21 protein-coding genes and 1 tRNA gene are annotated in these 18,029 nt (G+C 43.8%); 10 read left to right on the top strand and 12 right to left on the bottom strand.

The genetic code is table 11. The annotated features are described in order from the left end of the window. Positions 1-8: 8 nt before the first annotated feature. The 4 genes from ACSFC1_RS07670 to secF are packed head-to-tail and all read left to right on the top strand — an operon-like array spanning position 9 to position 3,227. On the top strand, positions 9-509 hold the full coding sequence (locus ACSFC1_RS07670) for a hypothetical protein (protein WP_435565513.1): 501 nt from the start codon (positions 9-11) through the stop codon (positions 507-509). A gap of 1 nt (position 510) precedes the next feature. After that, positions 511-894 carry a preprotein translocase subunit YajC gene (gene yajC, locus ACSFC1_RS07665; protein WP_435565512.1) on the top strand — a complete coding sequence of 128 codons (384 nt, stop codon included), beginning with the start codon at positions 511-513 and terminating at the stop codon, positions 892-894. 15 nt (positions 895-909) lie between these two features. Next, positions 910-2,334: a protein translocase subunit SecD gene (gene secD / locus ACSFC1_RS07660; RefSeq protein WP_435565511.1), complete on the top strand. Its 1,425-nt coding sequence runs from the start codon at positions 910-912 to the stop codon at positions 2,332-2,334. Then, positions 2,331-3,227, top strand: a complete 897-nt coding sequence (secF, locus tag ACSFC1_RS07655) for a protein translocase subunit SecF (protein WP_435565510.1) — start codon at positions 2,331-2,333, stop codon at positions 3,225-3,227. Before secD ends, secF begins: the two co-directional genes overlap by 4 nt. 29 nt (positions 3,228-3,256) lie before the next feature. On the opposite strand, the gene ACSFC1_RS07650 is transcribed toward secF, so the two are convergent. The 5 genes from ACSFC1_RS07650 to ACSFC1_RS07630 are packed head-to-tail and all read right to left on the bottom strand — an operon-like array spanning position 3,257 to position 7,400. Further along, positions 3,257-4,324, bottom strand: a complete 1,068-nt coding sequence (locus tag ACSFC1_RS07650) for a glucose-1-phosphate thymidylyltransferase (protein ID WP_435565509.1) — start codon at positions 4,322-4,324, stop codon at positions 3,257-3,259. A gap of 12 nt (positions 4,325-4,336) precedes the next feature. Next, positions 4,337-5,590: a hypothetical protein gene (locus ACSFC1_RS07645; protein ID WP_435565508.1), complete on the bottom strand. Its 1,254-nt coding sequence runs from the start codon at positions 5,588-5,590 to the stop codon at positions 4,337-4,339. Positions 5,591-5,611: 21 nt separating this feature from the next. Beyond that, entirely contained in the window at positions 5,612-6,319 is a 708-nt protein-coding gene (locus ACSFC1_RS07640; RefSeq protein ID WP_435565507.1) for a glycerophosphodiester phosphodiesterase family protein, read from the bottom strand. Then, positions 6,313-6,789 (bottom strand): DUF3242 domain-containing protein, encoded by a 477-nt coding sequence (locus tag ACSFC1_RS07635; protein ID WP_435565506.1) that lies wholly within the window; start codon positions 6,787-6,789, stop codon positions 6,313-6,315. The genes ACSFC1_RS07640 and ACSFC1_RS07635 overlap by 7 nt, the downstream gene beginning before the upstream one ends. Continuing rightward, entirely contained in the window at positions 6,786-7,400 is a 615-nt protein-coding gene (locus tag ACSFC1_RS07630; RefSeq protein WP_435565505.1) for an MBL fold metallo-hydrolase, read from the bottom strand. Before ACSFC1_RS07630 ends, ACSFC1_RS07635 begins: the two co-directional genes overlap by 4 nt. A 27-nt stretch (positions 7,401-7,427) precedes the next feature. Here ACSFC1_RS07630 and ACSFC1_RS07625 point away from each other — a divergent pair, with 27 nt between their 5' ends. The 3 genes from ACSFC1_RS07625 to ACSFC1_RS07615 are packed head-to-tail and all read left to right on the top strand — an operon-like array spanning position 7,428 to position 9,824. Further along, positions 7,428-8,321, top strand: coding sequence for a phospholipase D-like domain-containing protein (locus ACSFC1_RS07625; protein WP_435565504.1), 894 nt, complete (start codon positions 7,428-7,430; stop codon positions 8,319-8,321). After that, positions 8,318-9,121 carry a Cof-type HAD-IIB family hydrolase gene (locus ACSFC1_RS07620; RefSeq protein WP_435565503.1) on the top strand — a complete coding sequence of 268 codons (804 nt, stop codon included), beginning with the start codon at positions 8,318-8,320 and terminating at the stop codon, positions 9,119-9,121. The genes ACSFC1_RS07625 and ACSFC1_RS07620 overlap by 4 nt, the downstream gene beginning before the upstream one ends. Next, a complete protein-coding gene (locus tag ACSFC1_RS07615; protein ID WP_435565502.1) occupies positions 9,042-9,824 on the top strand; it encodes a hypothetical protein in 783 nt (260 codons plus the stop codon). Before ACSFC1_RS07620 ends, ACSFC1_RS07615 begins: the two co-directional genes overlap by 80 nt. On the opposite strand, the gene ispF is transcribed toward ACSFC1_RS07615, so the two are convergent. The 7 genes from ispF to hutH form a co-directional block, all read right to left on the bottom strand. After that, complete coding sequence (gene ispF / locus ACSFC1_RS07610; RefSeq protein WP_435565501.1) at positions 9,804-10,289, bottom strand: 2-C-methyl-D-erythritol 2,4-cyclodiphosphate synthase; 486 nt, start codon at positions 10,287-10,289, stop codon at positions 9,804-9,806. The genes ACSFC1_RS07615 and ispF overlap by 21 nt on opposite strands. Continuing rightward, positions 10,286-11,632, bottom strand: a complete 1,347-nt coding sequence (dnaB, locus tag ACSFC1_RS07605) for a replicative DNA helicase (RefSeq protein WP_435566013.1) — start codon at positions 11,630-11,632, stop codon at positions 10,286-10,288. The genes ispF and dnaB overlap by 4 nt, the downstream gene beginning before the upstream one ends. A gap of 66 nt (positions 11,633-11,698) precedes the next feature. Beyond that, positions 11,699-11,774: transfer RNA gene (locus ACSFC1_RS07600), tRNA-Ala, on the bottom strand. A 37-nt stretch (positions 11,775-11,811) separates the two neighbouring features. Continuing rightward, positions 11,812-12,369 (bottom strand): TetR/AcrR family transcriptional regulator, encoded by a 558-nt coding sequence (locus ACSFC1_RS07595; RefSeq protein WP_435565500.1) that lies wholly within the window; start codon positions 12,367-12,369, stop codon positions 11,812-11,814. 41 nt (positions 12,370-12,410) lie between these two features. Next, positions 12,411-13,859 carry a radical SAM protein gene (locus ACSFC1_RS07590; protein ID WP_435565499.1) on the bottom strand — a complete coding sequence of 483 codons (1,449 nt, stop codon included), beginning with the start codon at positions 13,857-13,859 and terminating at the stop codon, positions 12,411-12,413. A gap of 75 nt (positions 13,860-13,934) precedes the next feature. Then, complete coding sequence (locus ACSFC1_RS07585; protein WP_435565498.1) at positions 13,935-15,173, bottom strand: TM0106 family RecB-like putative nuclease; 1,239 nt, start codon at positions 15,171-15,173, stop codon at positions 13,935-13,937. Further along, the gene (hutH, locus tag ACSFC1_RS07580; protein WP_435565497.1) at positions 15,166-16,680 is read right to left on the bottom strand and encodes a histidine ammonia-lyase; all 1,515 of its coding nucleotides are present in this window, start codon (positions 16,678-16,680) and stop codon (positions 15,166-15,168) included. The genes ACSFC1_RS07585 and hutH overlap by 8 nt, the downstream gene beginning before the upstream one ends. Before the next feature lie 81 nt (positions 16,681-16,761). Between hutH and ACSFC1_RS07575 the strand changes: the two genes are divergently transcribed. Genes ACSFC1_RS07575 through murI form a run of 3 tightly spaced genes read left to right on the top strand, consistent with a single transcriptional unit; the run spans position 16,762 to position 18,029 of the window. Then, complete coding sequence (locus ACSFC1_RS07575) at positions 16,762-17,025, top strand: hypothetical protein (RefSeq protein WP_435565496.1); 264 nt, start codon at positions 16,762-16,764, stop codon at positions 17,023-17,025. Beyond that, positions 17,003-17,266 (top strand): cell division protein ZapA, encoded by a 264-nt coding sequence (gene zapA, locus ACSFC1_RS07570; protein ID WP_435565495.1) that lies wholly within the window; start codon positions 17,003-17,005, stop codon positions 17,264-17,266. Before ACSFC1_RS07575 ends, zapA begins: the two co-directional genes overlap by 23 nt. 1 nt (position 17,267) lies before the next feature. Beyond that, positions 17,268-18,029 (top strand): glutamate racemase, encoded by a 762-nt coding sequence (gene murI, locus ACSFC1_RS07565; protein ID WP_435565494.1) that lies wholly within the window; start codon positions 17,268-17,270, stop codon positions 18,027-18,029.

The raw sequence follows: 18,029 nt of genomic DNA, 5'->3' as shown, positions 1-18,029 counted from the left end.
GTGAGAGTTTGCATAAGAAGATCACTTTATTTCTACTGTGGTTGTCTTTGTCAACGGCTGTTTCATATTTCTTGCAACTTTTTGGTGTGCCGCTTATAGAGCGATGGCTTTTGCCGAATATCTTCATAGTTTTAACTGCCACGCTGCTTCATGGTCCGATCGTTGGGAGCTTAGTCGCCGCCTTTGGAGCCATGACAAGCTTTATGGCAGTTGGATCACCTGAGATTGGTTTCTTAGGACCCGTAATCTTGGAAGCCCTGACTGTTAGCCTTTTGACATCGTTCCTTTACAGAAGGAACAAAAATCTTCACTTGGTGATCTTGTTAGACTTTTTTGCTTCGAAGATTGTCCTATTGGTCTCGATATGGCTGTTCAAGGCACCGATCAGAATTTCAGTTGACTTTCTCTCCGGACTTGTTGGTTTGGGATTGCAACTGATTTTTGTTCCCATGATTTACACAGTTCTGGTAAAATCATCTAAGGTTGAAAATTCAAAAGGAGGTATTTGAGGTGAACATACTCTACAGTGCAGCACCAGGTGCGACTGGTAGTGCTCCAACTTCAACAACGGCAACAGGTTCTGGTTTTAGCTTTATCTTTCTGTTGGTTATCCTCTTTGCGATGTTCTATTTTCTCATCATACTGCCTCAGAGGAGACGAGAAAAGCAGTTCCGTGACATGGTCTCTAACATGAAACGTGGCGACACAGTTATCACTGTTGGAGGCATAGTTGGGAAGGTCATAGACATCAAGAAAGACACAATCAAGATCAAGACAGCCATGACGACTGAGCTTGAGATCACAAAAAGGGCAATAGCAACGGTTTTGAAAGAAGAAGCAAAGCAAGAGGAGAAAGGACAGGAGGAAAAAGACAAAGACAAGGAACAAAACTGAGGAGGGAACATCACAATGAGAGCAGACAGGGTGAGATTGATAGTCGTAATCGCTGTTATATTTGCGGCCTTTTTGGCACTGCTTTGGCCAAGTAAAGGTCAGACCTATAAAGGCTTGGCTGCAATCTTTCAGCGTATACCTTTGGGACTTGATATCAAGGGTGGGGCTCGTTTGGAGTACAGAGTTGACGTAGAACAAGGTGTAGAGAATCCAAGCGAAGTTGTAGACAATGTTTGGACGGTCTTGAGAAACAGGCTTGACGCCGCAGGTTACACTGAAGCCACTGTGAGAAAGGCTTTTAGGGAGAACAACTCTTTCATAGTGATAGAGATTCCAGCTGCAACTGACACGACAAAGGCTGAAAAACTTTTAGGTTCAACCGGTGTCATGTACTTTGGACAGGTTTTGGAGGAGACTCAAGTTGATCCACAGACTGATCCAACTTTGAAAGATTTGGCAAGGGTGAAGAGGGCAGAATGGCTTCCTGCAAGAGAAGGAAAGATATGGTATCTCGTTAGGCAGGAAATAATGCTCGTCAAAGACTTGAAGTTGATCTCACCACAAATAGTGACGGCAAGTCCTGTACCAGAAACACGTGCAGGAAGATTTGGTTACAAAGTGACCTTTGAATTGGCAAGCAAAGATGCTGAGATGTTCAAGAAAATCACGCAACAATTGGTTGTTCCAGAGGGTTCTATAGGCAGTGCAGCTGCCAGAGAGAAACGGCTTGCGATAGTTCTGGACAACGTTGTGCAGTTTGCTGGTTATGTTATCTCTGTGATACCAGATGGTAAAGCGGAGATCACTGGGAATTTCTCGATTGAGGAAGCAAGACAGTTAGCTGCGATACTGAGAAGTGGTGCATTACCGGTGCGACTTGAAAAGGTTTCAGCAGGTTGGGTGGCTCCTTTGCTTGGTTCGGACATCGTGAGGACTTCACTCTTGGCAGGAATCGTTGGGTTGATAATTGTGTTCATCTACATGATAGTCTTCTACGGTATACAAGGTGTTATTGCAGATATAGCACTGTTGTACAACACCTTCTTGTTGCTTGGTGTGCTCGCTGCTACGCGATCGATACTGACACTTCCAGGTATTGCAGGTATTGTCTTTACGATAGGGACAACTGTTGATGGGAATATCATTATTGCCGAGAGAATCAAAGAAGAGTTAAAAGCAGGGAAGTCCGTTAAAGCAGCCATAGCAGCAGGATTTGGCAGATCTTTCATCACCTTGTTCGACGCAAACTTAACGACTATCATAGCTGGTCTTGCCTTGTATTATTTCGGTACTGGTACTGTGAAAGGTTTTGCCACAACACTCATCATAGGTGTGGTTGGAAGCTTTTTTGTGAACATAGTCCTTTCGAGACTCTTGACAGATGCTTTTAGTTCTTTGCTACGTAAACCAGTCGTTGAAACAAAGGGGGCTCAGCAATGATGCACATGGACTTCGTAGGCAAGCGAATGATTTTCATAACGATCTCCCTGATCTTGGTTGCTGCAAGTGTTATTTCCATCTTTACGAAGGGATTCAATTTTGGTGTCGAATTCTTGGGTGGCTCTGAGATCATCTTGAGAGTTGAATCGTCAACCTTTGTAGAAGCCGATGTGCGAAGGATTTTCAACGAGATTTCTAATGATTTTTCATCGGCTCGGGTTACGAGAGTTAGATCTGTTGGTGATCCCGAGGGTGTGACAAAGTTCTCAGTAACGGTGACGAAAACCTTTGATGTGACAGAAAAGGACGCTCTTCAATCGACGATAGAGAAAAAACTTTCTGATAGCAACGTCAAAGGACAGGTAGTTTCTTTCAACGAAACTGGAGGTTCAGCCGCTGAAGAGATCAGAAGGTTGACCTGGAGAGCAGTACTGATAACGTTGATAGCTATACTTGTCTACATCACCCTGAGGTTCAATTTCGTTTTTGGTATCGGTGCAACTCTTGCTTTAGTACACGACGTTGTGATAACGCTTGGTTTCTTTTCATTCTTCAGCTATGAATTGAATGTGCCGGCAGTCGCTGCGCTCTTAACGTTGATCGGTTATTCTTTGAACAACACCATAGTTGTCTACGACAGAATAAGGGAGAACATGAAAAAATACAGAGGCAAAGAAATTGCTGTTACTGTGAACAACAGCATAAATCAAGTCTTTACAAGGAGTATAAACACGTCGCTGACAACCTTTATCGTGGTTTTCGTGTTGCTTCTGTTTGCAGGAAATGCTATAAAACCTTTTGCTTTTGGTATGACTGTAGGCTCAGTGGTTGGAACATACTCCTCCATTTACATAGCGAGCCCAATGGTTATACGTTGGGTGAAAGTCAAATAATAGAAAAGCCCCCTGCGGTGGGGGCTTTTCTAAAATTGAATGAAGCTCAGATCTCCTACGACTAATCTTGCGACCTTTGGCACACCACCATTTTGAATGACTTTTGCACCTTTGCCGAGAATGGATGAATCTATCCTACTTGTGACATTTGCCACATTACTCAAATCCATAAGAATGGAGTTTTCGATCTCACAGTTTTCGAGAGACACGCTGTTACCAATAGCCGTATATGGACCAACATATGAGTTGATCACCCTGCAGTTTTCACCTATCACAGCAGGTCCTCGGATGACTGAACCTGCGATGATCGTGCCCTTGCCAATACTGACTCTACCTTGTATGGAACTGTTCCTTTCCAAACTTGCAAGAACTGCAGTTTGCTTCATGTTGTCTAATATCTTTCTATTGGCTTCAAGTAAATCCTCTGGTTTTCCGGTGTCCTTCCACCATCCTGTTATCACATGTGCCTTAACAGAATAGTTGTTCTGAACGAGGTAGCCTATGGCATCTGTAATTTCAAGTTCGCCTCTCCAAGAAGGTTTGATGTTCTCTATGGCTTTGAAGACATCTTTTCTGAACATGTAAACGCCTACTATCGCAAGATCACTCGGTGGTTCTTTGGGTTTCTCGACAACGTATTTTATTCTGTCGTTCTCCAGAACAGCAACGCCGTAAGACCTCGGGTCTTCAACCCGTGCCAAGAGGACAACAGCATCTGTCTGGGTGTTTAAGAACTGCTCAACGGTTGGTTTTATATCCTCAAAGATCAAATTATCACCAAGAACCATTAAAAAGGGCTCATCTTTCACAAATTCCTTTGCTTGATATGCGGCATGTGCTATGCCCTTTGGTTGTTCTTGGACTATGTACTCTATTGAGATGCCGAGAGCTGCACCGTCTTTCAGATTTTCTTTAAAGAGCTCTTTGTTTTCTGGGCTCACTATTATTGCCACTTCTCTGACACCGGCATCCTTCATAAAATCGAGCGTGTACTCGATCACAGGTCTATTTGCCACAGGAATGAGATGTTTTGCCGTAGTATAGGTCAAAGGTCTGAGCCTTGTCCCCTTGCCAGCACAAAGAACAAGTCCTTTCATCGCTTCACCTCCTCATAGATTCACATCGAATAAAGATGATAGATCAAATCCGATGAATGGTTTTTCACCAACGAATCCAAATCTAAAGCCCACCGTCAGTTCTCCAAGATACTCTGGCAGATCTTTAAAGGTGTAAGCAACCCTACCTTTGAAGGAAAACTGCGATGTCAGTTCTCCGACAAGCCAATGTGTGCCCGATGGTATCGTTCCATCGTGCCAGGGCTTTTCAGGTGTCCTTGTGCCGTATATGAGCCCTTCATAGAGAGTGCTTATAGACCAGCCATTGTTGGAGTATTCCAGAGCAATCGAACACGCGATGTTGTTTTCACCATGTAGATAGCCGATCATGTTCTTTTCGATTGGCAGATTGGAACCTTCAAAGTACACATACTCGTAAGGTCTGCTGAAGGTTGATCTTTCAAAAGTGAAGGCAGTTGCACCTGCAACTTCAAAGGTCACTTTATATGGTCCACTTTTTCCAGTAAAGCCAACTAAGAAAGCTATCTTGTCTGGGTTTTGAAAACCTTCCGGGTTCAGAAATCTGTTCATGTTGATGTCGTCCAAGAGTATTTCACCGTAGACAGAGTATCTGTTGTCTGAGTATTTGACGTAAGCTCCAACCATGGAATTGTCATCGAGTTGTGTTGTTGAATACCCCCAAGGGGCGTTCAAATGCCAAAACTCCTGTATACCGGGAATTGGTATTGGGACCAAAAAATAATATGGATCGAAAAATCTGTGCAAATAAAGGACAGCATCTTCGTAGGCTATCTCGAGTCCCTCAACAGGAAAAAAGGCAAGAGATCTGTAGTTAAGTGCTTTGACAGGTTGTGAAGCATTCTCGAAAAGTCTCAAGCCGCCCCACAATGTCTCGACCTTGAATTTCTCACCGCTTGCAAGCAAACGCACAGTAGGATAAGAAAAGTCCTTTTCTTCAAGAAAAAGTTTGTATGTATTGCCCGGTCCTGCAGAGTTGCGCTTGACACCTAATTGTACTCCCATCTGTCCGTAAGACCAACTCAAAAAACCTTCATCGAAATACCAATAGTTGTTCCACAATTTATCAGCGTAGGGTGGAATCACCAAGTTGTCTCTTTTGAATCCGCCACTGGTTGTGAACTCAACGTTGAAGGATGACACATTCACTGTGAACTTTATCACGTCTGTTGGTTTGTCAAAATCGTATTCAATCCATCCATCGAATTTGAAGGTAAAACCAAAACATAGCACACTCACAAGAAGTGAAGCGATGATCAGTTTGTTCATTCTTTTCTCTCCAGTCGAAAGTTATCTCTTCGTCTTGATATGTTCTACAAAACTTCCAACGTCGTTGGTGATGACAGCGTCTATCTTATCTTTGATCCTTTCATATTTTTGTAGATCGTCCAGTGTCCAGATGAAGATCTTCACGCCTTGGCTCCTCACCAGATCACATATGAGGTTGAAGTATTGAGGATAGTCAGCCAGCTGATGTGGTAGGTGCATCGAGTATGGCTTATACTCTAACAAGGTTCTGATGAGCTGAACTGGGTCATTTTTCAACTCTTCACCAACTAAGAAGCCGAAGTTCATATGAGGGTATTGTTTTATCAATCTGGCTATCAAGTCATGATGAAAAGATGAAATAACCGTTTCCTTCTGCAGGGAATATTCTCCGATCAACCTTATTGCATCTTCAGCCACTTGAGGTTCTTTGAGCTCTGCATTCAACAACTTCCCCTTGGGAACAATCGAGAGCAACTCTTCGAAGGTTGGGATCTTTTCACCTTCTTTTGTATAGCTTTTCAGCTCGCTCAGAGTCAACTCACAGATTCTCTTTTTCACGCCGAAGAGCCTTTCTAAGTCTTCATCGTGTATGACTACTATATTTTTATCTGCCGTCATTCTCAGATCGAGCTCAATGCCATCTGCACCAAATTCAAAAGCTTTCTTGAAAGCCTTCAAGGTGTTTTCAAGAAACTTTGCAGAATAACCTCTGTGTGCGATGATCACCATCTGCTTGCCCCTCCTATTCTCGCAAAGACATCCATCAATTCGTTTGCGAACTTCTCAGCATTTGAAGAAGATTCAACTACGAACAACCATACATCTCTCCACCAAGCAACGACGTACTTGCCTTCCTTTGCAACGCTGTACAGACCACTGTTTGGGAGATCTATGTAAGTGCGTGAATTCCAAGTTCCATATTGTTTAGTCACCTTTTTCCAATAATCCTTTGGTGACTCTCCGAGAAACTTAAAACCGTAGAGCAGGTAACTTGAGTCTCCCCTGATATAACTTGCGACCAAACCTTTTTTCGCAATCGGACCATATCCATCTATTTCTTCAAGAAAGATAAGAGCATAGCCATTTTGAGCCAATCTGAGTGCTGATGTCAGAGAGTAAGCACTCGGTGGCACATAGACTGGTCTGAGCATGCAACTTGAAAGCGAAAGCACAACGAGCAGGAGTAAGATTTTTCTCATATTGAAGCCTCCTTGAGAAAATAGTTCTTCTCGAAAAGATCTCCGACGAAGCCTAATTCCATATGACCAGGGAGCACAAAAGCTTTTTGATCGATTTCTTTGAAAATCCTTGCCAGTTTTCTTAGGCTTTCAAAGATCTTGTTTTCGTCAGATTCAGGAAAATCTGTTCTACCTATGCTTTCCATGAAGATTGTATCACCGGTGAAGAAGAATTTCTCAGTTGCGTAGACTACAGACCCCATCGTGTGTCCCGGTGTCTCTATAACTCTGAAATGCCATTCACCAAGCTCTATTTTTTCAGACAGTATCTCACACTCTCCGTTGTAAGAAAAACTGCGTCTGAACAGATCTGACTTGTTCATCCTTGGATCGCGTAAACCGTTCAGATCAGCCCTGCTGATGTAAACTTTCAGCGGTTTGATTTCCTCCAGACCGCAGATGTGATCAAAATGCATGTGCGTCAAAAGGACAATACATTCACCCCTAACGAACTCTTTCACACCATAACCAGGATCGATGACGATCATAGGATCATTCTTCAGCACATAGGTGTTTGTTCCTATCGGTCCTGTCAGTATATGGATTATGCGTTCATCTATTACATTCACCATCATATCACTCCTGTATAATCGGTGTTGATGAGTCGATATCGAGCAACCCTAATTCTACTGTCAATGATATCATTTGTGGCTTTGGGCATAGAGGTTTTCTTCACTCCTCTCATGTCCAGTGATGTGGTTGTTAACCAGATCAACAGTGCGCAACAGATCATTTCTCTATGCACCTTTTCTATAGATGAGCCAAGGATAGTGGAAGCTCTTGAAAATGCTGTGAGACGCGGCGTAACAGTTAGAATAATCAGTGAAAATCCTTTGACTAATTCTCAAATACCTGCGAAGATCGATGCTGAAAGTTCTTTGTTCCACATGAAGGTAATCGTGATCGATGAAAAGGTTCTGTTGCTCGGTTCTGCAAATTTCACAGTTCACAGTCTTTTTCAGTCATTCAACGATTTTCTCATCTTGGAAGACGGTGATATTGCATGGGTTTTTCAGCGTTTCTTTGATGATCTATGGGAAGGCAGAAACACAGGACTGAAACTGAGTAATTCAAAGATTTTCATCACCAACCTCTTCATCGCTGATACTGTACTGCGTGAACTTGGCAAGGCAAAGAAGACCTTGGATGTGGCGATGTATGCATTGACTCACCCACAGGTTTGGGCAATGCTTAAGATACTCTCCAGTAGAGGAGTTCGAGTGAGAGTCTTGATCGACGAGTGGTTTTTCAAGAATTCGACCTTGTCGAAACTGCCGTTTGGTGGTATAGATCTAAGGGTAATCAGAGACTTCACTCTTCACAGCAAGTTGTTCATAATCGATGGGAGAACGGTGTTGACAGGTTCGGCAAACGCGACAAAGAGTGGTTATACTAGTAATGCAGAGCTTTTGGTAGTTCTCAAGGATAAACACATTACTCGTCAATACAATGAGTATTTCGAGAGACTCTGGATGGAAGGAGAGATACCTTGAAGATCTTTGTTTTTGACTTGGACGGTACTATTCTGCAAGACACACACAACATACACCCGGCGAATGTTGAAGCCATTGAGAAGTTGATGAGAATAGGGAAAGAGATCGTTTTCGCGAGTGGTCGTATGTTACCATCGATAGTCAAATTGTTGCGTCGATACTTTCAAAAGGACTTTCCATTGATCGCATACAACGGCTCTGTAGTGTGGCTGCCAGAAGCTGGCAAGGTACTCGATGTGAAGATAGACCCAGCGACAGCTCGGGCGGTTGTAGAATTTCTCAGGAAAGCCGAGATGCACAGACAGGCGTACATCGATGACAAGCTCGTTGTCGAAGAAGAAAATGAATTTGCAAAAGCTTACAGCGATCATTCTCAGATTGAGTTGACGGTTGTTTCAGATCTTGCCAGAGAAGTTGGTGAAAAAGGAGCTACCAAACTGCTGGCAATAGACGATCCAGTCAAGCTTGATTCAATCATAGGTGAACTCAGAGCAACCTTTAAAGGACTTTCGATCTTCAAGTCTTTCGCCAACTATCTGGACTTTGTTCCATCGCAAGTTGACAAAGGCGAAGCGCTTAAACTGATCGCAAGATGCAATAACTGGGATTTGAAAGATGCTGTTGCCTTTGGTGATAACGACAACGACATCCCGCTGCTCAAGGCGGTGGGTTTCAAGGTGGCAGTTGCCAATGGCACACAGGCGCTGAAGGAGGTTGCAGATGTCATCGTTGAAGAAAACACAAAGGGTGGTCCTGGCATCTTTATTCTTGATATGCTCCAACGTGGTCTTATCGGCTGAGATCTTCTTTGATCTGCAAAGAGTTTCGGGTGATTCGATACTCCTAATTCCTTTAGAGAGATTGGTAGATGATGTCAGCTTGCTGTGCCTTGGTTGCAATCAGAATCTCGAGATAGCAAGAGATGTTGGCTTTGTTGCAGGAATGGTGGCAAGATCTCACGGTTTTCATTATTTAGTCTTTGGCACTGTTGACACACTTGACGAGTCTGACACAGATCCTCTTGGGAAGATCTCTCGATCTGCTTTCATAACGAGTCAAGTACTCACCTATCTTGCTGAAGGTTTGTTCAACAGTGGTGTTGTACCGATATTGAACGGTCTTGGCAATGTGGATGTGGATGTCATCAGATCACTTATCAGCAGAAAAGCCATCTATCCAGTTCTTGTAGAAGATGAATCAAAGATCAAAAAGCTGACGGATTTAGGTTACGAGAGCGTATTTGTCTTTGCCGATGGTAGAGTAACTGGTAAGCTGCCAAGAAACAACGTCGATTTGAAGGTAGATCTTTCAACCCTTCAAGAGGTTCGCCGAAAGGCACTCGAAGGTGCTGTTGTCCTCCTTGGAAAGGCTGAGAGGGCGATAAACGTCAATCAACCATTCAAGAGAAGTGGTGTCTTAGTTTTCTCGGATGAAGAATGGCTGTTGAAAATAGCCCAAGAAGTACTCGAAGGAAAGAGATCTTCAATTGGAAGAGTTCCGTGAAATCAAAGACACTGCTGTTGCTGAGATACCTTCTTGTGATTCAAAGCCAAGGCCATTTGAACTCTTGAATTTGATCCCAACGCAGTCTTTTGGTATTCCAATAGTTCGTGAAAGATTTTCGATCATCTGGTCTCTGTACTGAGACAGTCTAATCAAACCTGTAACAACTATGGCATCGATGTTGACAATTTGCCAACCATGATCTTTAAGCAACTGAATTGTTTTTTCAAGCAATTTTAGACTTGAGACATCCTTCCACTCGTTGGTTTCTGGAAAGTGACTGCCTATGTCTTCTAATGATGCTGCACCAAGAAGAGAATCTATTATCGCATGAGACAGAACATCTGCATCAGAATGGCCATCAAGACCGAGAAAGAAATCTATCTCAATACCGCCAAGAACTAATTTTCTACCCTCCTTGAAAGGATGTCTATCGATGCCAATACCAACGCGTAGGTTAGTCATTCTCTGACCACCTGTTCGACTTCATAAAATGAGGCAGTCTTTGGTTCAAACATGAGCATCACCGTTCCTATTGGTCCATTTCTCTGCTTTCCTATGATTATCTCTGCTTCATGAGGCTCATGGATACGATCACTCTTCTTGTAATATTCATCTCTGTAGATGAAAATCACCGTGTCTGCATCTTGTTCAATAGCGCCAGATTCTCTCAAATCACTCAGCCTTGGTCTTTTATCCTCTCTTGCCTCTACAGCACGAGAGAGCTGAGAGAGTGCTACCACTACGATGTTCAGTTCTCTGGAGAGCAGTTTTAGAGATCTTGAGATCTCAGAGATCTCCTGTTGACGGCTTTCGGAAAATCCCCCGCGTACGTGCATTAGCTGAAGATAGTCGATGAAAATTGCGTCGACGTTGTACTCCCTTTTCATTCTCCTGGCTTTGGCTCGAAGTGTTCTTGGATCGAGTGAGGGTTCATCATCGACGATGAGGTTTGCTTTGTAAAGAAGCGATGCCCCAACCGTCAATCTCTCCCATTCATCGTTGGTCAGAAAACCGGTTCTGAGTTTATGAAGGTCAACTCTCGACTCTGTGCACAGCAGCCTCTGAGCCAGCTGCTCCTTCGACATCTCAAGGCTGAACAGGCCAACAGAAAGGTTGAACTTCACAGCCATGTTTCTCGCTATTGTGAGAGCAAAGGCAGTCTTACCAACCGAAGGACGAGCAGCCACGATGACGAGATCTGATTTGTGAAATCCTGTTGTCTGTCTGTCCAACGACTTCAAGCCAGTTGGCAGCCCACTCACCACCGCACCCGGTTCTAAGACATTTGTGCTCCTGGTTCTCATCTCTTCGAGATTTTCAAAGACTTGGTGCATAATAGCGCCTATGTGTTCATAAGTTTTAGTTGTCCGCGATTCTGCTATGTCAAAAACTACACGTTCGGCTTCATCGAGGATTTCATCGACTTCTTTTTCACCATAAGCTGATTCAACTATGTTTCTCCCTGCCTCGATCAGACTGCGTAATATAGATTTGTCTCTCACTATTTTCGCATAGTGCATAACATGCGCAGAGGTTGGCACAGTTTCTGCCAGTTTTGCAACATCAAGATCACTGCCCACGAACTTCATCTGTCCGCTCTTTTTGAGTTCCTCACAAACTGAGAGTATGTCTATCGGGTCTCCTCTTTCATAGAGTCTTTCCATCACTGTGAAGAGAGCCTGATGCTTCTTTGAATAGAAATCGTTGTTCCTCAAGATTTCCATCACATCGTTTACAACACTTGGGTCGATCAATATGCTTCCTAAAACAGCTTCCTCAGCTTCAAGGTTGTGAGGAGGGATCATCTGCGTCACGTGTATCACTCCCAAAAGGAACTTTAACACAAAAACGGAGCCAAAAAGCCCCGTTTCTGGTGGAGCCGATGGGATTCGAACCCACGGCTTCTACCTTGCGAAGGTAGCGCTCTCCCAGCTGAGCTACGGCCCCGTCACAAAAAAGATTATAAACTTTTGTGTTCAGAGTTTCAACTCTCTTTTATCAAACCCCGTAGGATGAGAGTTTGTATCGCTTCGGTGGCAGAAGAGCCACTCATTGCTTGCGCAATCAGCTTTGCAGCCGCTCTTGAGTCAACGTCGGGGTGAACGACTTTGTTTTCCTTGCCCTCATCTATGAGTTTCGCAACCTTCTCGACGAATACATCATAACGCTCCTTGAGTCGAAACCAACTCGTGTTGCTATCCTCGTTTGAAGCACTCAGCACCGCCGGTCTTTCCCTTTCGATAACGCTCGAAAGGATTTTTCTGCTGGTTACAAAGTCTATATACGCCTTCAGAAATCTCTTTATCTTTCTGATGTAATAACTCTCGCCTTCTATCTCTTTGAAAATATGCCTTTCGAGTTCCTCAAGCGCGTTGTTCCAGACCTCCTCAAAGAGGACTTCTTTGCTTGGAAAATAATAGTATATCAGTGCCTTGCGTACGCCAGCACGCTGAGCTATTTCCTCAACACTGACTCCTTCAAAACCTCTTTCTGAAAATGCCGCCCTCGCAGCCTCCAGGATTCTTTCGCGTGCGTCAGACATCCTTTCACTCCCTGCCTTGGCAAGGAAGTGAGGGAAGACCCTCACTTCAATTTCTTATCGACCGCTAGAGCCTCTTCTTTGTTCATGTACCGCTTCATACGTGTTTCATAGTTGTATATTCCCCTGTTAACTGGGTATCTATCGACATACCCTTGTTCGTACCAGAGTTTGTCTGCGTAAACCTTCCATTCTTCTGCAAGCTTGTCGATTTCCTGTGCGAGATCTTCGACGACTCTCTCAGAGCCTTCGTGCTGCGGTATGGCGTTGAAATGCTTTACCATTGCTCTGTAGACCTTTGGATTGTCTATGATTGGGCACGGTCTGAACAAGTTGTTCGAATAGGGCACCATTCGTTTGTAAGATTCGAAGAACGGTGATTTGAGTATTTGCAGAAGAGATTTTTCTCTGATGCTGTCAACGGCATACTGCTGAAAGACACAAGGTTCAACATAACCTTTGGCATTCACATGGAAGTACTTCGAACCGGCTGCAAGACAACCGTGTGTCAGAAAACCGTGGTTCCAGAAATCTGCCACAAAGGCGAACTTTCCGCCGAGTCTGACTTCATCTGTTTTGAAGAACCTTTCATACCTCTGCTGTGGCGTCGGGACAAGATCCATGGATGCGTTGATTCCAACGGGCATGTATTGAAAGACCCAGGCATAAACTACCTGTTGCTCTTCGAGGAACTTCCAAAATTCATCTTTCATCAACGTATCGTGGTTCATTCTGGTTGCGGTGATCGAGGCTCCGAAAGGCACACCGTATTTCCTGAGCCTTTCCCAGGTCTCCATAATGCTCTTGAAGACGCCTCTTCCTCGTCTCCAATCTGTATCGAGTTCAAAACCTTCCACAGAGATCGCAGGGGTAGCATTACCAAGTTTTGCCAGCTTCTGTGCAACCTCATCGGTTATCAGAATACCGTTGGTGTAGATCAAGAAATAGTTGTCGTTGAACTCTTCGAGTATCTCCAACAGATGAGGCCAGTAGAATGGCTCTCCACCGGTGATAACCCAGAAGTAGATACCCAATTCATTTGCCTCGCGTATGACCTTTTCGACCTCTTCCTTCGTGAGCTCATATTTGCGTCCGTACATTCCGGCATAACAGCCAACACAGTTTAGATTACAGGCATAGGTCGGGCTTATCACACCGAGTTTTGGCAGAACTACTTTGTGTTCTTGCATCTTCTGCTGTCTCATGGGTTCTCCAATGGCAAATTCGTTGATTATGAGGTTGTTTATGATCTTCTCCACACACTTAGGGCTCGATCTTCTGAAAACGTTAACCCAACTCGTTATCATTGGGTGTTTTTCCTTAGCCATGATCGCCAACTTCTTCAGACCGCTCTTCGAGGGTTCCTTTGTGAATGCACTCAGTGTAGAGAAAAGTTTGTACAGTCCTTCTTCGTCAGTGTGCTGAAGAACCGTCGAGACAAGCTTTCCCGCTTGCCTGTAGATGACACCTTTAATTCCTCCCACCACTGGCATAATCATACCTCCTTTACTGACTGGTCGGTCAAATTATGATCGATCAAAATGACTTTTGCATTACTGTAAAGTAACTTATTGGTTTCGCAGGATGTTCAGTTTCTCAAGAACGACTTTCGTCGCACGTGTATCGTCTTCGTTATAATCGAGGACGACTTTCAGATAAGAGTCATCATGGGTGTTCAGCCAAAGCTGAAAGTACCTGGAAGCTTTCAAGCCATCCAGTTTTGTTCGCCAGTTGAAACCGTAGAAACGTGCAACACTTTTCAATGAGTAAGTGAACAAAGGGAGAGCCACGTGTTTGGTGAGAATTTGATAGAGATCGACAAATCTCCTCTTGATTTTTTCGCCGAGAGGTTTCAAATCAGTCCACTGCTGAATGAGGCTTGAGAAACGTGAAGGTTCGTAAGGACAGTAATGGTAGATCGGTCCATCTGTTTGGTCAAGAAATTCAAGCAAACTGGTGAAAACTTTGTATTCTTCGTTTTCATTTTCACTGAGGAATGGTACGTATTTATCATCGACGAGCACGCCGAACAGATAGTCAAATTCTCTGAGGGTATGAGACTCTATGTCTAAGAAAACTCCATTGGACAACTCCTCGTACTCTGAAAGAATCACTTCTCTTTTGTCAAGAAGTGAGATCGCTTTCTTTTTCATCTTCTCGAAACTCTCCTTAGAAATATCCTTGATGTCCTCGCTATGAGCTAAATCCAGCAAATTACCTATACCGTTTTCTATCAACTTCAGTCTTGTCTTTTCGTTCAAACCGTGTATGGCAAGCAGATCTTTTTTCTGAACCAAAAGCTCTGTGCAATTCAAAACATACTGACAACTTTTGCACTGTGAAATTGGTTTTGGATCAGGAGGATCGTTCATCCTAAGCTGGACGATACTTTCGATCACCGAAAAAAGACGAGTCAGACCATCTCTCCAGTCGATTTCCTTAACGAAGTATGGAGTGTCTATTATTACCTGTGAGACTATAAATCCAGCACTCGAAAACACATAGCCGTGGAATGCTGCTTCCAGATAGTATTTGTTCTTGAAGTGCTTAGCGCTTTTTTTCAGCACGATCTTCCATCTATCACCATCGGGAACTACCAGCTGAGGATCAGAGATCAATGTTTTGCCGAACAACTCAACAGCTATAACGGGCTTTTCTACCGAAAATCCTGCCTTCATCATGTCCTTTGTTTCTTGCTCGAAGACAGTCTTTTCCCACTTTGAAGTAATTTCTTCCCTTTCGAGGTAGTATCTCCTGGGACAAATCAAAAACTGTTCGAGATCGTCGAACCACAGACTTTCATTCATATTCACTCCACCAATCACGTGCTACAGATTTGACTTTGCTTTCCAAGAAAGAGCGCACCCTCGAGAACTGATCTTGTAGGTATGCATCTTCTTGGGTCTCTTCAAGAAGTGGTGTGATTTGTTCAGCAACTTTCTCGTTCGCTGCAGAAGATTTCAGTGGGTGTCGAAAATTCAAAGCTTTCACAGCGCACATCAGCTCAATGGAGAGTATTGAGACGAGGTTTTCCAAGATCTTCAAAGTCTTCAAACAGGCATTCATTCCCATACTCACATGGTCTTCCTGATACGCACTGGTTGGTATCGTATCAGCAGAAGCAGGATGTGATAACACCTTATTTTCATTGCAGAGTGCAGCAGCTGTATACTGCCAGATCATGTACCCAGAATTCAAGCCACTGTGCTGGGCAAGAAAGGCAGGCAAGCCTTCGTTGACTTTTGGATTCAAGAGCCTGTCAATTCTTCGTTCGATCATATTTCCAAGATCTGTCAGTGCAATCGACAGAAAATCTGCAGCCAGCGCGATAGGCTCGCCATGAAAGTTCCCCTGTGAAAAGACTCTATCTTCGTATACAAGAGGATTGTCAGTGGCTGAATTCATCTCCAGTTCGACGATCTTCTTGACGTAGATTATCGTATCGAGAATGGCTCCGTAAACTTGTGGTATGCACCTGATAGAGTAGGCATCTTGGACTCGAGGACAATTCCTGTGTGATTCTCTTATTTGACTGCCTTCTAGTAGAGTTCTGAGCAGTCTTGCAATCACCTTCTGCCCGAAATGTGGTCTTGCAACCCATGATATATCTTCATAGGCATCCGTTGAAGAAAGTAATACATCAACACTCAAAGCAGAAACAGCTGTAGCCAAGTGTAGGAGATTAACAGAGTCGTTTATCGCCAATGCGAGAGATGCAGTCATCGCTTGTGTGCCATTCACCAAACTGAGCCCTTCCTTCTCCGCTAACTGGATGGGTTCGAAGCCTTTTTCACTCAGGATCTTCATCGATGGTACTCTCTCATCGCCTTCGAGCACATGACCCTCTCCTATTATTGGCAATGCCATGTGTGCGAGTGGTGACAGATCACCGCTTGCACCAACGGAACCTTTTGATGGTACATAAGGAACAATTCCCTTGTTGAGCAGCTCGCAGAGTTTTTCGACTACGACAGGTCTTACACCGGAAAAACCCAAAGCCAGCGAGTGTGCTCTTATCGCCATCATGGCACGAACTATGTCTTTGCTCAGAGGATCTCCTACGCCACACGCATGTGACAAGAGTATATTTCTCTGAACTTTGAGAAGATCTTCCCTTGAGATTCTCGTTGTCGCGAGTGCTCCGAAACCTGTGTTCACACCATAGACTGTCTTGTCGCTGTCTAAGATCTTCTCAACAACGAGCCTACTCCTTTTCATTCTTTCGATTGCTTCTGATGAAACACAGACAGACTGTTCATTTCTGGCTATTTCAACGATATCTGGAAGAGCTATACTCTCACCGATTACTTTCACACAATCGCCCCCAAGATTAGCCTATCATTCATAGTATAGCCAAAAAAACGATCTGTTTGTGGTATACTTTATTTCCAAGGGGTGAGGGTTTTGGACAAACTCGACGAGCTTGAAGCTTTGGTTGATAAATTCCTTCAAGATTACAAGAGGTTGAAAGACGAGAACGAACAACTTTGGAATCAGATGAATGAAGCACTGAGCAGGATCGAAAGATTGGACAAGGAAAAAAGAGAGCTTGAGACACTCGTAGAGAGCTATCGAAACTCATTGGGTTCTCTGGTTGAAAAACTCCAAGGTATGATAGGTTTTGCGGAGAGTGGTTATGACGAAAAGCATCACGATTAGACTGGGAGAAAGGACGTACGATCTCACAACCGATTCGACAGAAGAAGAACTTGTCAATGTCTTGAATCAGATTCAGACCCAGTATTCTCAGATCAAGAACGCTGTGCAGGACGCGCAGACAGATGAGATTCTTATTGTCATGCTTGCCAACGCATTACTGGACAAATTGAGATATGAAAGAGCCATCTCACGTATGGTCTCTAAGTTCAATGAAAGTGCTTCAAAGAGAGTGGTGAAGTGATTTGAAGATAGGGCTTTTTGATTCGGGCATCGGTGGTCTAACCGTTTTGGCGCAACTTGTGAAACGCATGCCCAACGCTGAATATCTCTACGTTGCAGATACGAAGAATGCACCGTTTGGAGTCAAGAGTCGGGAAGAGATACTGAGAATATCCACAAGGGTGATAGATTTTCTCGCAAAACAGGGTGCTGAATGTGTTGTGACTGCATGCAATACAGCAGATGCATCTATTAGAATGTCAGGATGCAACTTTCGAATACCGTACTTTGGAATACTCGATTTTGAGTTACCTGAAAGTTTTGAAAAAGTTGTGGTCATTGCAACAGAGTTCACCGCCAAGAGCGGTGTCTACGGGAAGATTCTCAGAACCAAGGGAGTTAAAGAATGCCTCGAGTTGCCTTGCCAAAGTTTTGTGAAGATCGTCGAAGATGGTTTGACGAAATCATCCCTTGCAGATCAAGAAATCGAGAAATGTTTGAGTCCGATCAGAGATATAGACATACAAATTCTGGTATTTGGTTGTACACATTTTCCGTTTTTGGCAGAAAGGATAAGGCTTCATTTTCCAAACCTCAGATTTTTTGATCCTGCAGAAAGTGTTGCAGAAAAGGTTGCACGAAGTCTTGCAAAAGACTCCTTCAATGACGGCAAGGTGAACTTCTATGTCACCGGTGATCTTTCAAGTTTTGTCAAGAAGGTTGAGAAACACAAGAGTTTCTTCGCTCTTGATTTCTGTGTTCAGAGTATTGACTTGGAGGCTTAG

The organism is Pseudothermotoga sp. U03pept (genome assembly GCF_051235805.1).
GTDB lineage: Bacteria > Thermotogota > Thermotogae > Thermotogales > DSM-5069 > Pseudothermotoga_B.
Note: the sequence above shows the minus strand (reverse complement) of the source record. Positions and strands in the feature narration are given on the sequence as shown.

Coding starts and splice junctions, on each gene's coding strand:
- ACSFC1_RS07645 (WP_435565508.1), bottom strand. CDS start 5,590: ATGAACAAACTGATCATCGCTTCACTTCTTGTGAGTGTGCTATGTTTT.
- ACSFC1_RS07640 (WP_435565507.1), bottom strand. CDS start 6,319: ATGGTGATCATCGCACACAGAGGTTATTCTGCAAAGTTTCTTGAAAAC.
- ACSFC1_RS07625 (WP_435565504.1), top strand. CDS start 7,428: ATGAGTCGATATCGAGCAACCCTAATTCTACTGTCAATGATATCATTT.
- zapA (WP_435565495.1), top strand. CDS start 17,003: ATGACGAAAAGCATCACGATTAGACTGGGAGAAAGGACGTACGATCTC.
- secF (WP_435565510.1), top strand. CDS start 2,331: ATGATGCACATGGACTTCGTAGGCAAGCGAATGATTTTCATAACGATC.
- ACSFC1_RS07615 (WP_435565502.1), top strand. CDS start 9,042: ATGTCATCGTTGAAGAAAACACAAAGGGTGGTCCTGGCATCTTTATTC.
- ACSFC1_RS07595 (WP_435565500.1), bottom strand. CDS start 12,369: ATGTCTGACGCACGCGAAAGAATCCTGGAGGCTGCGAGGGCGGCATTT.
- ACSFC1_RS07590 (WP_435565499.1), bottom strand. CDS start 13,859: ATGCCAGTGGTGGGAGGAATTAAAGGTGTCATCTACAGGCAAGCGGGA.
- secD (WP_435565511.1), top strand. CDS start 910: ATGAGAGCAGACAGGGTGAGATTGATAGTCGTAATCGCTGTTATATTT.
- ACSFC1_RS07635 (WP_435565506.1), bottom strand. CDS start 6,789: ATGAGAAAAATCTTACTCCTGCTCGTTGTGCTTTCGCTTTCAAGTTGC.
- ispF (WP_435565501.1), bottom strand. CDS start 10,289: ATGACTAACCTACGCGTTGGTATTGGCATCGATAGACATCCTTTCAAG.
- ACSFC1_RS07630 (WP_435565505.1), bottom strand. CDS start 7,400: ATGGTGAATGTAATAGATGAACGCATAATCCATATACTGACAGGACCG.
- dnaB (WP_435566013.1), bottom strand. CDS start 11,632: ATGATCCCTCCTCACAACCTTGAAGCTGAGGAAGCTGTTTTAGGAAGC.
- ACSFC1_RS07650 (WP_435565509.1), bottom strand. CDS start 4,324: ATGAAAGGACTTGTTCTTTGTGCTGGCAAGGGGACAAGGCTCAGACCT.
- ACSFC1_RS07585 (WP_435565498.1), bottom strand. CDS start 15,173: ATGAATGAAAGTCTGTGGTTCGACGATCTCGAACAGTTTTTGATTTGT.